This is a genomic window from Paenibacillus thalictri, from assembly GCF_004307995.1.
Lineage (GTDB): Bacteria > Bacillota > Bacilli > Paenibacillales > NBRC-103111 > Paenibacillus_AF > Paenibacillus_AF thalictri.
The window spans coordinates 378,327-392,591 of sequence record NZ_SIRE01000004.1; the positions used below are offsets into that span (position 1 = coordinate 378,327).

Consider the following 14,265-nt stretch of genomic DNA (forward strand, 5'->3'; position numbering starts at 1 on the left):
GCATCGCTGTTTTACGTTAAGAGATTATCCCAACCAGTGGAATATGGCATTTTTCGCCGTTTCAACCGCACGGCTCGTTTCAGAAGGGGAAAGCCCTTCCGGATTCCATAAGGCGGAAGCGGCGTTCGGTTGGGTCTGAATACGATCGCCGATAAATACTTGGGTTCCTTTAGGAACAAAAGGATACAGCTCTTCCATATCCTCGTTCGTCATACGGATGCAGCCCAAAGACAGATTTTTTCCGATCGAATCGGGAGCATTGGTGCCGTGTACAGCTAAACTTCCCATGCCAAGGGCGGCACTTCCATAAACATTCGGCTGCTTGCCTCGGGGTTCCTTTACCCGATCCACAACGGTAAAAACTCCTTCCGGCGTTAAGTCATCTGCCCCGAGCCCAACTTGCTTCTCCGCGAGCAGCGTGGAGCCCGACAATAGTTGAAGCATATGGTCGCTTTTGCCCACCACTAACCGAAAGGGCTCGAAATCCGCCATCTGCGAATTGGGGGGGCCTGTAACGTTAGGATAAAACATATCGCTAATCTGCTTAGTAGACGAGTCGAACACCCACCCGCCAAGACCGTCGTATTTCTTGACGATTTGATTGGAGCCTGATTGAATTTCTTTCGGGATGAAGCTTAAATAATTGTGCGGATAATCCGCTGCCAGCTTGTCCAGCGTATCCGGCGGGGCGCCGTTATCGGATATATAAGCCTCGAGCGCAGTACGGACGAGATTCGCCCCTGCTTCCGTCAGCGGTTTTAACCTTTGGAAATCCGCTTGGAGATAGCGGATTTTTACGTTTTGGTCATGGGCCGCATTATACTCCGCAACGACAAAAGCTTTCGTTTTCCACGTCTGATCCGCCATAGGAACCGTATTTTGTTCGGGATTGGGGCCATTATAAGCAATTCCGTAAATCTGGACATTTTGCCCGAGATTCGCTTTTGCCAATTCCAAAGCTTTGTTGTATATGTCATATTCAATGTCTTTTTGCGGCTTGTTATTGGAAAGATACATAATAAAGGGCACATCCACGCTTTCGAAAGTGATTTCTCTTCCTATGCCCCACAGCTTAAGTGCAGAGACCGTTTTGGAAACCGTACCCTTCGCCAAATACAGCCCTAACAACATAAGATTCAGCAGCAAAAGAGAGACTAGTACTATTTTCCAAAATGGCGTTAACGAAGCGCCGCCCTTATGAAAGACCGGCGGCTCGGAAACCGCCTTGGGCGAATTTTTCCTTCCCAGCTTGCGAATGGCGCTTGCCGAATCGTAATAATAAGGCGAAGGATATGTCTTCATACACTCGTTGTAATGAAACAGCGCTTTGTCCATATTGCCTCGCTGTTCATATTTTTGACCTAGTCTGTAATGCGCTTCCGTTGATTTAGGGTCCATGTAACGGATAACCTTTTCATAATACATAGGATCGTTGCGGTTGATATGCAGATTTTTTTGAAGATGCTCCAGCCCGTCAACCAAGTGACTTTTAAAACGCTTCTTAATTGGATTCACCGTGAACACCCCATTTTCTAAAATGATACATTTAGTATCAAGTAGGACATGTTTATCATAGGAGATTTTCTAAAACTCGCTATTACCTCTAGTCGACAAGTCGTTTACATATAATCTTACGATACGTTTTGTATCTAGTCAATAAGAACAATTGAAAAAACTTCTATCGAAATAACTCGAGGGTATGCGGGGTATTGGTAAATAGCGGGTCGTGAACCACAATTGGTAAATTGCATATTCATTCACACTCCTTTATAATTTTCCAGGGTTCATGCCATATTACAAGTTAGGAGAGAAACAGGTTGAACAAAGTTTACCGTCGTACGGCTCTTTTGTTGTTGATGATGATTGTGCTGCTGGCCGGTTTTCCCGTAATGACCGCATATGGAGCCGACAGCCAACGTCAGAAAACTGTTGTGCTCGGTACCAGCGCCGAGTTTGCGCCGTATGAATTTCATAAAACGATAGACGGCAAAGACCAGATTGTAGGTTTCGATATCGATATTGCGCGTGAGATCGCCAAAGACATGGGAGTGAAGCTTGTTATCGAAGATATGAGCTTTGATGCCCTGCTGCCCGCCTTGCAGAGCGGCCGGGTGGATCTGGTCATATCCGGCATGACGCCAACGGACGAACGCAAGCAAAGCATCGATTTCTCGAACAACTATTACCAATCCAAGCAAGTTGTCATGGTTCGTTCCGAAGACAAGGAGCTCTATAGGACGATAGACAACCTCAAGGGAGATAAGATCGGCGCGCAAAAAGGCTCCATTCAAGAGGAAATTGCGCAGTCCATTCCCGGGATTGTTATTACGTCTTTGGACCGCATACCGGACCTTGTTCTGCAATTGCAGACCAAACGGGTAAATGCCGTCATTTTGGAAGATACCGTAGCTATCGGTTACTTACAGGACAGGACGGTTACGCTTGCAGATGCCGTTCCTGACGATGCGCCCGTACAAGCGGCCATCGGCATTCGCAAAGGCAACAAGGAACTGCTGGCCCAAGTCAACTCGACGATCGCCCGGCTGAAAAGCGAGAACCGTATTGCGGAGATGGTAAAACAGGCGAGCCAGCTTTCTGTCGAAAAGCAGCAAGCGCCCAGCAATATATTCACAACGTTCTGGGAATACCGCAGCTATTATGCGCTTGGCCTCAGCTACACCTTGCTGTTGTCGGCTCTTGGCGTCCTGTTCGGTTTCATTATCGGCCTGCTCATCAGCCTGCTGCGGATGTCGGGCATCCGTTCCATAACCTGGCTGGGCACAACGTATGTCGAGATATTGCGCGGAACGCCGATGCTGGTGCAGCTTATGATTATCCACTACGGGCTCGCGTTAACCTTGGGCATCAATTTTACCCCGCTGCAGTCGGGGATTATTACACTGTCCTTAAACAGCTCGGCTTATTTGGCGGAAATTTTCCGTGCGGGCATTCAAGGCGTGGACCGCGGACAGATGGAAGCGGCCCGTTCGTTGGGGATGGGCAGGGGGCTGGCGATGCGCCATATTATTTTACCGCAGGCGTTCAAAACCGTGCTTCCCGCGATCGGGAACGAGTTTATTACGATTATTAAAGAATCGTCCATTATATCCGTAATTGGGATGGCGGACATTATGTACCAGGCGGGGATCGTGAAAAATATCACCTACAAGGGACTTAGCCCGTTCATTATTGCCGCGGCGATTTATTTCGTATTGACGTTCCTGCTGTCCAAGCTGCTTGGCGTATGGGAAAGGAGGCTCGGAGCAAGTGATCACCGTTAAACATTTGCGCAAATCGTACGGGAAAACGGAAATTCTCAAAGGAATCGACATCAGCATCACAAGCGGCCAAGTTGTTGTTGTCATCGGGCCAAGCGGCTCGGGAAAAAGCACCTTTCTGCGCTGTATCAACCTGCTGGAGCAGCCGAGCGGCGGTGAAATTCGATTTGAGAACGAGTCCATCACCGCCCGCGGCCACAACATTAACGCCACCCGCGAGAAAATGGGCATGGTGTTCCAGCATTTCAATCTGTTTCCGCATAAAACCGTTTTGCAAAATCTGACCCTTGCCCCCATTAAGGTGAAAGGCATGTCCACCGCCGAAGCGGAGAAAACCGCGATGGAGCTGCTGCATACCGTCGGATTGGCAGACAAAAAGAATCTGTACCCGTCCCAGCTTTCCGGCGGGCAAAAGCAGCGGATTGCCATTGCGCGCGCCTTGGCGATGCAGCCGCATGTGATGCTGTTTGACGAGCCGACCTCTGCGCTTGATCCGGAGATGGTCGGCGAGGTGCTGGATGTCATGAAGAAGCTGGCTAAAGGCGGCATGACCATGATCATCGTGACTCATGAGATGGGTTTTGCCCGAGAAGTCGGCGACAGGATCGTGTTTATGGATAAAGGTGTGATTGTGGAGGAAGGGACGCCTGAGCAGGTGTTCGGAAATCCTTCCAACGCGCGCACGAAGGATTTTTTGGCGAAGGTTTTATAGTAAGAACTTTTATAGCAAGGTTTTCCCGCCTAAAGATTGGGGCCGTTCCCGCAGGTCTGAAAAGACCCGCGCGACGGCCCCACTTTACTTCTCGCTTTGCTTTTACTACTTGCCCGCTATGCTTTTACTCTAGCCCAAAAAATTCCTTAGCCGTTGCTGTCGTCGCCTGAGCCGCTTCTTCAGCCGTAATTCCCAAGCAAAACGCCGCCGCTTGCGTTATATGCGGCAAAAAGGCGGGTTCGTTGCGCCCGTCCTGCGGCTTCACCTGCAAATCTCGCGGCGTCAAAAACGGCGCGTCCGTCTCGATCATCAGCCGGTTCAAAGGGATCTTTTTAACCAGCTCCCGCAAATGCTTGCCCCGGCGTTCGTCGCAAATCCAGCCCGTGATACCGATATAAAATCCCATATTCAAGTACACTTCCAGCTCTTGAGCGGTCCCGGTAAAACAATGCACAACGGCTTTATGAATGCGTCCTGAATACGGTTTGAGCATGTGGACAAAATCGCCATGGGCCTCCCGTTCGTGCAGAAAAAGCGGCATCCGCAGTTCGCACGCCAGCTCGATCTGCGCTTCGAACCACTTCCTCTGCACCTCGCGCGGCGAAAAATCCCGGTTATAATCAAGCCCGCATTCGCCGACAGCAACCACTTGAGGGAGCGATGCCAGACGGCGCAGCTTCTGTATCGTCTGATCCGTGCAGTTGCGCGCGTCATGAGGATGGATCCCCGCTGTCGCATACATTTTGCCGGGAAAACGAGCGGCATAACGAGCCGCTTCTTCGCTGTTTCGCTCATGCGTCCCTGTCAGGATCAGCGGTGTTACTCCTGCCGCCTCTGCCCTGGCAACAACCAAGTCGCGGTCCTGGTGAAAGGAGCGGTGCATCAGATTAATTCCAATATCAATTGTTTGCTGATTCATATTTTTAAGTTCCTCCGTTGTTATGGTCGAATACGCGGCAGCATACGGCGGGAATTTCGTCGGCAAGCCAAACCTCGTTGCCCGCGACGTAAAAAACAACTCCCATCTGCACCGCTTTGGCCGTATCAACCGCCAATATGACAAGCTCCCCTCTTCTGCGGCCGGCAAGCTCGGCAAAATGAAGCCCTTCCGACAAATGCACATACTGCCGGTTCATCGGCCGGATGCCTTCCGTCAATATGCGCGGGGCGGCTTTGACGTTTGTTCCGTGATACAGCGTCACAGGCGGATTTGCAGCCGGATAGCTGATTTTGCCATGGCTGTGCCCGTAACGTGCGCGGATTCGACTGTCCGTTATTTCATAACGCTGCTTCTCGCAATGACGGACAGTCCGCTCGATGTCTTCGATCGTAAGCCCGGACCATCTGGCCTCCTTGCGCAAAGCCTCCAGCAGCTCCTCCAGCGTACTGGACCCGTCCGAAGCGTCGAGTCTGAGGCCGAATGGCTCCGGCGAATGCCGCAGCATTTTGCTCATCAGCTTGCTTAAGCTTGTTTCCTGTCTTTCGTTTAACATAATAATCACTTCCTATATTTCTGTCCTGAAAACAACTCGGACCGGGCGGGTGCGAGGCGAATTTCATTCGTCAGCGATACCGTTATGCAGCGCGACTGTCTTTAATCACATTTTTCCATCTCGTGCGAACTCCAAATGCGCGTTCCGACGCTGCACCGTGGCCTATCGCCTCTACACACATCTCGCGGTTCAAGTCGCGATAAACCCGACTCTTGTTTCCGAAGTTTCCTTCATCCATGTTTGGGTCTGGCCTTTGTGCAGATCGGCTTTCATCGTTTTGACTAGCTTCTCCACATTTGTTGTCCGCTCATAATGCCATTCCAGCGCAGCGGATACGTACAGCTCGTTTAACTGAGCGAACGTAAATCCGCCGGTCAGCCTCGCGGTTTCTCTGAGCATATCTTCGGTCAGCAGCTTACCAAGCCCTGTCTGCCGCAAATAAGTGAATCTGAGCTCCGCATCCGGCAGCTTAATCTCATAGGCACGGTCAAACCTTCCCGCCCGGTTCATTAACGCCGGATCGATTTTTTCCGGATAATTCGTCGTCCCGATCAAAAAGATCCCTTCCCGTGAAGTCGCTCCGTCGAGCAAGTTCAAAAAATACGACCGCGACCGTTCCGGCATCGAATCGATGTCTTCAATAACCAGGATCATCGGAGCCATATTGGCCGCAGCCTGGAACACCTCTTGAATCGAATCGCTGTTTGTATATTCGGTTATTTGCCAATAAGCGACTGGAGCCTTCACACTGCCGGCGATCGATTTGACCAAGGTTGTTTTACCGTTGCCGGGTTTGCCGTAAAGCAAAATCCCTCTTCTATAGGGAATAGCGTATTCATGAAAAAACTGCCGGTCCTGAGCAAAAAACTGATCGATCGAACGGTATATTTCCTTTTTGACATCGTCACCCATGACAACGTCCGTGCGCTCCACCATTTTGGTAATCGGGGAAAGCTCCTTCTCCACCCCGTCCGGTCCGTCCGTAAACACGGTCACCTGACTGCGGTCCAAGTCCCGGCGGCGCTTGCGGGAATGGTCCAGGAAGCTTTTCAGGCTGGCGTCGCCCGCCGCCCACATCATATCACTCCAACCGATCCCATGAGCTCGAAACATCGGCACTCGCGCCAAAGCGACGCCCCAGCCCGGGTAAGCAAAAACATGGTTCATCAGCACAGGATAGATCTCGTAGCTTGCATCTTTACGACCCTCTTCCAGACTAAATGCTGTTGATTCGATATAATCGAAAATACGGGTGACAAGCTGCACGGCGGGATCGCAAGATTTTACGTCCATCTCCAGCAGATCCCAGTAATCCTCTCTCCCGCCGTCGCTTGCATACAGCTTGAACGACATGTTGTAATTCTCCTCCAGCACCGTCTGGATTCGCATCAACACATGCGCGTAATCGTGATAAGCAGTCAACGTGCAGCCGTCGGTTACGGCCGGGGAGACAAGGGCCATTTCATTTTTCAATATCGGTTTTCGTTTATTTTGCATCATTGTATTTGCTTTGTTTGTCATCATTTATTTTGCACCCTTCACCGCCGCCATCGGCTTGCATTTGGCTACGACCCGGGCCAAGCCCGCCCCTACGACGCTTTCGATAATTTGATCTACATCTTTGTACGCTTGGGGCGATTCATCCAAAATCGACTCCAGCGTTTTCTGGTTGACTACAATTTCTTCGTCCGTCCCCACCTTCATCGCCGAGGCGAACTCGTTTAATGTGATGAGTCGCTTGGTCGCGCTGCGTGAGCGGATTCTTCCCGCACCGTGACAGATGGAATGGAAGTTGGCCCTTCCCCCCGGGGAGCCGACCATGATATATGAGGCTGTTCCCATGGAGCCGGGAATAAGTGCCGGATGGCCGGTAGCTAGATATGGCTCCGGATTGGCCGGATGACCGGCCGGCAGCGCTCTGGTAGCCCCTTTACGGTGGATAAAATAGGCCTGCCCTTCGTGCTCCTCCTCCCACGCATAGTTATGCATGAGATCGTACAACGTTGTCATCTCGAATTTGGACCCGAATACGTCCTTGCCCGCTTCCCGGATCGCATAAGCGATAAGATGCCGGTTGACGACCGCATAATTTAATGCGGAATACATCAGATTCACGTACATCCGGGCCAGCGGATGGTCGAGCGGAGCGAAAAGCAAATGCGGATCGGCTGCACCAAGCCCCTCGGCACGCATCATTTTGGCCAGCAGACTCCCGCAATATTGGCTGACGGAGCCGCCCCAGGCCCGCGAACCCGAGTGAATCATAACCGCAACTTGGCCGTCGAACAGCCCCCATGCTTCGGCTATTTCCCGCTGGTCCTCGGCAATTTCGATGAATTGAACTTCGGCGAAATGGTTGCCGTTGCCTAGCGTCCCCAGCTGGCGGTGCGAACGATGCCATACTTTCTCCGGAAACAAATCCAGCGCCGCTTCGTCCAAAGCAAGTTTGCTGCTCTCCACATGGGTAAGCGAAGTCGCCTTGCGTGGCGTGTACCCGTCGGGAATGTATTTTTTCGGCAAGCCGTGCAGCCCTTTCTTCACCACATGCTCCAGCCGAATATCGGAGAAATGCCCCCTCGCATGATCTTCGACCGGCAAATATTTTTCGATTGCTTTGACGAGTTTGCGCCGCAGCTTCACTTCCTTCAAGTCATCCTTGTGCAGATTCGTCAAATGAACCCTCATACCGCAGCCGATATCGCTTCCGACGATCGAAGGCGATACGTAGCCGTCGGCGGCGTTCCATACCGCAGTTGTTCCGATACACGTTCCTACACCCACATGCACGTCCGGGGTATAGCTCATATACACTTGGTGCGGAATTTGCAAATTGTTGTTAGCCATCTCAAATATTTTATAATCCAACCCCTTAAACAGGGTATCCCCTGCATATACGTGCACCACTCCGGATGGGAGCTGCACCTGCCGATAATAGTTTTCGTTCATAAATCTTGTTCTTCCCTTTCTTCGTACCCCAAACCCGTTTCCTTAATTTCCGGAATACTCCGTGCCTTACGGCAACAGATGTTTTCTCGGGGGACATGGCTTGTCGGGCCGCTTTTTCGTAAATAGTTGTTTGTCGAATTGCCTCTTCTTTGCCGATATATTCATGTAAACCAGCTTGCATTGGAATCACCCTTTCGTTTCGCACACGTTTTTTTGAACGCAAAAAAGCCATAGACCCTCACCGTCTATGGCCGCACATGTTAACTTTCAAGAAACGGGAATATGAAAAATACCCCTATTTCACCGTCACAAGTCCGCTGAAGACCGATGGAATGAAGCTGTTTGCAGTTGTCAAAAGATTGTTATGAATGCGAATCATAGCCATCGGCCTCCTTTCGATTGATTTACCGTATCTTACCATCCATTTTCTATTAACGTCAATATGCCGGCTGCGGAAAGAATGGTTATAGCGGTGTTTTCCTATCTGCCTTAATTAAGCAATGAACGCGGACATAATTGTGCTAGTGTCATAAGGTGTGATTCCATTGTCTGTTGCAAACAAGCCTCCACTTTAATGATTTTCAGATAAGTGTAGAAGGAAGGACGGCAATAGCCTGAAGAATGCTTTGACCAATGTTCTTAGATAGTATCATCCCATATGTGACAGTTCCCGAACATGGTGAACGTATTACGACAATAGAATTTTTAAAGTAAAACCCCCATATCAAATAAAATAAACCCCATTAATCCTTATACGGATCAAACTCATCCGCCCCGGCCATACATACGCCAATCGGCTTCAGCACATGCAGCACTTCAATCGTTTCCGCGTGCGCATCCAATACGTCCTGCAGCTTGCGATACACAAACGGGCTTTCGTCGGTTCCCGCGCCGCGCAGCTCGACGCCGAAATCGCGTACCGCCTCCAGCATTTGCGCCGCGGGGATTTGACCGCCGCTGCGCGAGCGGGTTTTCCAATTCATCTTCCCGGCCGCCTGCGTCCGGCTCATGATGCGTCCCGCGCCATGAACGGTGCTGTAGCAGGCGTCGCGGTTTTCCTCCGTATCCTTGCCTTTGACGATAACGGAGATATCACCCATGCTGCCGCCGATAAATCCGATCTGGCCGGGAGCGGAAGGTGTAGCTCCTTTACGCACGACGACCGTTTCCTTGCCTTCGTGCTGTTCGATCCAGGCAAAATTGTGATGGTTATGCACTTCAAAATCAGCCGTTGTTCCCAAGATCGCCAGCACTTGCCTGATCACGTAATCGCGTCCGGCATAAGCATAACGTCCGGCCAGTTTCATCGCCCGATTATACATGTCGCCAAGCTCGCTGTTCAGATCAAACAACACCGGTGGCTGATCCATTTTCTCGCCGGGAGCGTTCCCCAGAAACTCTCTTCCCGCGGCCAAATTCAGAAAGCCGCTGGCCGTCTTATGACCAAAACCCCGGCTGCCGAAATGGTTGCCAACCCAGATGCAGCCCGTGCTTTCTTCTGCGAACACATCGACAAAATGGTTGCCGCTGCCGACCGTACCTAGCTGGTCACGGGCCAGCGTCTTCAGCTTATCGTGCTCCTGCTTGCCGACAGCGGAGTATACCGCCCAATCTGGATCGTCGAACAAATCATGATCGACTTTCTCGCTGTTGACCCGTCCTATGCCAAACGAAATTTTTCGAGCAATCTCATCCATCAGCCGGGAAATGTGAGGTTTCACATCTTCCAGCCGCAAATGCGTCCTTACCGCTTTATTGCCGCAAGCAATATCGTATCCGACACCGGAAGGGGAGATTTGGCCGTCATATACGACCACCCCGCCGATCGGCTGACTGTAACCTTTATGATGATCCGCCATGAGCAGGCTCTGAACCACATTGCCCGTTTCCGCGCACATTTTTGCTTGAACAAGCGCTCCTTCGTCGGGTTTCCCCCACACGCGAACGCCGTCAATCACTTGATAAGCCACTTTATTTCACTCCTTTTTCAAAACCAAAACTCGCTGGCAAAACAATTCCCTTTCTCCACCATCCTTTTCCGGGAAGTGCTTTGGCTCAACTTATTCAATTCGGTTTATTACTTCAACCATACTTCCTTCAGCGCCGATTGAAACAATGGGTCCAGCCAACTGTCCTGACTTTTCCCAGCGGCCGGGATGCCCGATACTACACGATCATAGGAAACCAATTGCTTTTCCAAATAATCGTTGATCACGTTGATTTTCGGCTCATAATCCAATTCTTCGCCCGCCTTCTTGCGGGTTAACAAGTCGTCGATCGCTTGGCTCAACTCGCTTTCTTGCGGCACCAAGGCATCGACCAAGCGTTGAAACTCGATCGGCGGCATCGTTGTATATGTCTCGATCCACTTACAGGCCAAAACCGGCCTCAATACATAAAAATACTTTTTGATCTTCACCTGTTCCCCTTGCAAATACTCCCGATAGTTGCCCTTGGCCATATGCAAATAATGATGCATGCACGATTTTGGCGAGAAGGCACGAGGGGCAAAGCCGCAGATTTGTTCACCTACCGAATAGTTTTCCATATAAACAATCGGGGACTGCAGCCATTCCAGAAGCGGCGGGTTCGACTTGCGGAACAGCTTTAACGCTTTCTGCAAATCCCAACCATTGATATCCAGCTTATCGCTGATCGGCCGCTCGATGACGTCCCGCTTTTCCCATACCGATAAAGTACCACTCCACCGGCCTGATATATATGAATCTTACGTCATAATCGCTGTCTCTGGAAGGGAACCCCCACGCCCGGCTGCCCGATTCGCAGGCATACAATATCCGCACGCCCTCCTCCTGCTCGATTGCGGTTAACTCCTCTAAGATTTGACTCCTGACATCGGACATCGCTGGTTCCCCCTTTATTTTGCTGATTTCTTGCTGCATTCAAGCTACCTCATTGCCGCCTTGCTATTGCTCTCTGCTAACTGCACTGCGGCCGCTTTTGGCAAAAGCCACAAACGTCGCGTCCGGGGAATTCATGGGTCGATTAGCTCGAAGTATCCCTTCCAGGCGCCTCGATAATCGATGTTGGCTTTCACTTTTGCTTTCGCTTTCACGTATCGGCCTTCTGGTATCATCTTCGCTTATTTTTGTACATACGAACATGGCGAAAGTATTACGACGCCAGAGAAAGTTTCCCATTTCGTCCAAATCCATCCCCTGTTACAATGGAAGGGAGCAGCTTTACAGCGAACGGAGGGTTAAGGTGGCCAGAGAAAGCTTCGATAAAGAAATTCAGTTTCTGCGCATGCTTGTGCTGACAAGCGGCGCCTACAGCAGACAGCAGTTTGCTGACCGGCTCGGCATCTCCGTACATACCTTTGACAAGACAACCCGGCGCCTCAAGGACATCGCCGGCACGTTATCCCAGCAGCTGCCGCAGGAGCAAAGCAAGCAATTTGCGCAGACGCTGCGCTACAGCTATTACGAATCCGCCGATCCGGCGCTGCTCCTGTTGTTCCGCGCCAAATCGCTCAAGGAATCGGAATCGCAGCGGGTTTCGCTCATATTGGCGTCCTTAAACGAACAAGCTTTGACTGCTATGGAATTGATGGACGTAATCTGCGGCGGTCTGCCGTCCAATGCCCTGCTCCCCGATGAAAAAACGATCCGGTCGGATCTTAAATATTTGGAAGAAGTCGGAGTCATCCGTAAAGAACCAGGCCCTCGACCTTACCGCTACCGCATTCAAAACGATTTTGTCCGGGAGCTGTCGGAGGAGGAGCTTTATGACTTATACGATTTTGTCGATGTGATGGCGAACACTCAGGTTCCTTCGGTACAGGGATACTTGCTGCGCGATGGCCTAAAAAAACATTTGCTGCGAAACCGCGCTGAAAAACACGCCATCGAACCTTTTTTGTACAAATACCACTACTACTCGCGAATTTTGGATGAAGCGCATTTATTTACGTTGCTTGCATCCATCCGCAGCCGCCGCAAGGTGAAGTTTATGTATTTTTCACCAAAAACCGAAAAAAGTTATGCCGCCAAAAACACCAACCCTTTATTCGAGCGCGATGCGGAGGGCAAGGCGGAAAAGGTGCTGCCGCTCAAGGTCGTTTACGACCATCAGTACGGCAGATGGTATTTGCTGGCCAGCGGCCGAGAAGGAATCCGCAAATACCGCATGGAGGGAATTACCCAAATCGAAGATGCCGAGCTTGTTCCGGATGAGCTGTTCGCACGGAAAATCGCGGAGTTGGAGCAGAAAATGAAGTTCAGCTGGCTGATCGACACGGGAGGACCGGTTAAAGTGCGGGCGCGTTTTTTTAGCCCCGAGAGCCCCCAGCCTAACTTCGTCAAAGAAAGGGTGCTGCTGCAGGGGCAGTGGGGCGAAATCGTGCATGAAGATGAGCAATCGTTTATATATGAAATTACGGTTAACGGCACAACCGAAATCAGGCCGTGGCTGCGCAGCTTCGGGTCCAGCTGTGTCGTGTTGGCTCCCGCCTGGCTGCGCAAAGAAATGATCGATGAGTGGAAGGAGATTCAGAGCTATTATGAATCTGTTTGAAAAAATTTTTAACTACCAGATCATTTCGCGGCTCGAGGATTCGGGCACGTTTATGGCTACCTCGCACGAAAGAGCCTGGCTGAAAACGATGCTGGAGCACCCTGCGGCGTCCGAAGCGTTTACGGCGGAGACGCTCAAGAAGCTGCGAGCGATCTTGAGCGGGGATCAGACGATGGATACCGCGAACCATTTTATCGAGAAGGCCCGGAGTATGGAGAGGCAAGTATACCACCCGCTCCTCCGCGGCTTGCGACGATATATTATGCAAAAAAGTGCCGTTCGGATGACGTATGAGATCAGGAGCGGGCAAATCAATTACGATCACTCGGGGCTGCCCTACAAACTGGAGTATTCGATGGTCAAGCGCGAATGGTACCTCCTATGGTACCATCTCAGGCATCACGCCCTGATGACCACACGGCTGAGTAAAATTATCTCCATTGCTCCCGAGCCCATTTCTCCTGCCGGAGCGGACCGGATTCTGCGCCATTTCGCCGAGACGCTGGAATCACGAAAAATCGAGACCGTCATTCAGGTGGTCCAAGGTTATAACAAGGAGCTGTCGCGTATTCTTTACGCCTTCTCCTGCTTCGAGAAAGACGTCGAATACGACGAAGCAAGCGATTGTTACCATGTCAAAGTGCGGCTGCTTGGGGATGAAGCGGAATATCTGCTTTCCAAGATCCGTTTTCTTGGCAAACGGGTTCGGGTCATCGAAGGCGATTATTTAAAAAAGCGGATGCTGGAAGCCTCCACCAAAGCGTTGGAGCGTTACCAGGCTATGGAGGATAGCGAGGAGCTGACATCGTAGGCATGGGGCAAATAACTGTTATTTTTTGGGCGCTAGTGCTCAACTTATTGGAAACTATATAAATTGAACACAAGAACTTCCAGGAAGAACTTAGTGGAGAAAGGGAATTGTTTTGCCGGCGAGTTTTGGCTTTGAATTCCTGCAATTCGCAGGCCTATTCAATAAAAGGAATTCAAAACAAGCTGTCCGAAACGGCAAAATAATCCCTTTCGGAACGGAACGGGCTTCCAAGTCATTTATTCAATTTATATACATACTTCATTAACGTTTGAAAGCACACTATTCGGAATGGGGCTACCCTTATTTTCCCAGCATACTCATTGACACTCACATCACGTATGTTATGATAAAAGCAAGTATAAAATAAAAAGAGAGTCATGCGCCAACATGACCCTCTTTGACAAGCGGTGAACAACCGCGGCGCGCGTAAGTTTTACAACTACACGAAAACCACCGTAGGTCGGTCAACCCTTGAACGGTGGTTTTCTC

The 14,265-nt window shown here is 50.7% G+C and carries 10 protein-coding genes and 1 pseudogene; 4 read left to right on the plus strand and 7 right to left on the minus strand.

Annotated elements, in window-relative coordinates:
- Positions 1-24: 24 nt before the first annotated feature.
- Positions 25-1,515, minus strand: a complete 1,491-nt coding sequence (locus EYB31_RS06190; protein WP_131012410.1) for a L,D-transpeptidase family protein — start codon at positions 1,513-1,515, stop codon at positions 25-27.
- 302 nt (positions 1,516-1,817) lie between these two features.
- Between EYB31_RS06190 and EYB31_RS06195 the strand changes: the two genes are divergently transcribed.
- Positions 1,818-3,281, plus strand: a complete 1,464-nt coding sequence (locus EYB31_RS06195) for an ABC transporter substrate-binding protein/permease (protein ID WP_131012411.1) — start codon at positions 1,818-1,820, stop codon at positions 3,279-3,281.
- Positions 3,268-3,990, plus strand: coding sequence for an amino acid ABC transporter ATP-binding protein (locus tag EYB31_RS06200; protein WP_131012412.1), 723 nt, complete (start codon positions 3,268-3,270; stop codon positions 3,988-3,990). The genes EYB31_RS06195 and EYB31_RS06200 overlap by 14 nt, the downstream gene beginning before the upstream one ends.
- A gap of 124 nt (positions 3,991-4,114) precedes the next feature.
- Here the strand turns inward: EYB31_RS06200 and EYB31_RS06205 are convergent, their stop codons facing one another.
- The 6 genes and pseudogenes from EYB31_RS06205 to EYB31_RS06230 all read right to left on the minus strand — a co-directional run bounded on the left by EYB31_RS06205 (position 4,115) and on the right by EYB31_RS06230 (position 11,293).
- The gene (locus EYB31_RS06205; protein WP_131012413.1) at positions 4,115-4,909 is read right to left on the minus strand and encodes a TatD family hydrolase; all 795 of its coding nucleotides are present in this window, start codon (positions 4,907-4,909) and stop codon (positions 4,115-4,117) included.
- Positions 4,910-4,913: 4 nt separating this feature from the next.
- Positions 4,914-5,483: an RNA 2'-phosphotransferase gene (locus tag EYB31_RS06210; RefSeq protein WP_131012414.1), complete on the minus strand. Its 570-nt coding sequence runs from the start codon at positions 5,481-5,483 to the stop codon at positions 4,914-4,916.
- A gap of 189 nt (positions 5,484-5,672) precedes the next feature.
- Positions 5,673-7,007 carry an AAA family ATPase gene (locus EYB31_RS06215; protein ID WP_240762119.1) on the minus strand — a complete coding sequence of 445 codons (1,335 nt, stop codon included), beginning with the start codon at positions 7,005-7,007 and terminating at the stop codon, positions 5,673-5,675.
- Positions 7,008-8,429 (minus strand): RtcB family protein, encoded by a 1,422-nt coding sequence (locus EYB31_RS06220; RefSeq protein WP_131012415.1) that lies wholly within the window; start codon positions 8,427-8,429, stop codon positions 7,008-7,010.
- 743 nt (positions 8,430-9,172) lie between these two features.
- Positions 9,173-10,399 carry an RtcB family protein gene (locus EYB31_RS06225; protein WP_131012416.1) on the minus strand — a complete coding sequence of 409 codons (1,227 nt, stop codon included), beginning with the start codon at positions 10,397-10,399 and terminating at the stop codon, positions 9,173-9,175.
- A gap of 107 nt (positions 10,400-10,506) precedes the next feature.
- Positions 10,507-11,293 (minus strand): annotated as a pseudogene (locus EYB31_RS06230) (nucleotidyltransferase domain-containing protein).
- 361 nt (positions 11,294-11,654) lie between these two features.
- Here EYB31_RS06230 and EYB31_RS06235 point away from each other — a divergent pair.
- Together EYB31_RS06235 and EYB31_RS06240 are read left to right on the plus strand one after the other, a co-directional pair.
- On the plus strand, positions 11,655-12,965 hold the full coding sequence (locus EYB31_RS06235) for a helix-turn-helix transcriptional regulator (protein ID WP_131012417.1): 1,311 nt from the start codon (positions 11,655-11,657) through the stop codon (positions 12,963-12,965).
- Positions 12,952-13,776 carry a WYL domain-containing protein gene (locus EYB31_RS06240; protein ID WP_131012418.1) on the plus strand — a complete coding sequence of 275 codons (825 nt, stop codon included), beginning with the start codon at positions 12,952-12,954 and terminating at the stop codon, positions 13,774-13,776. Before EYB31_RS06235 ends, EYB31_RS06240 begins: the two co-directional genes overlap by 14 nt.
- Positions 13,777-14,265: the final 489 nt, after the last annotated feature.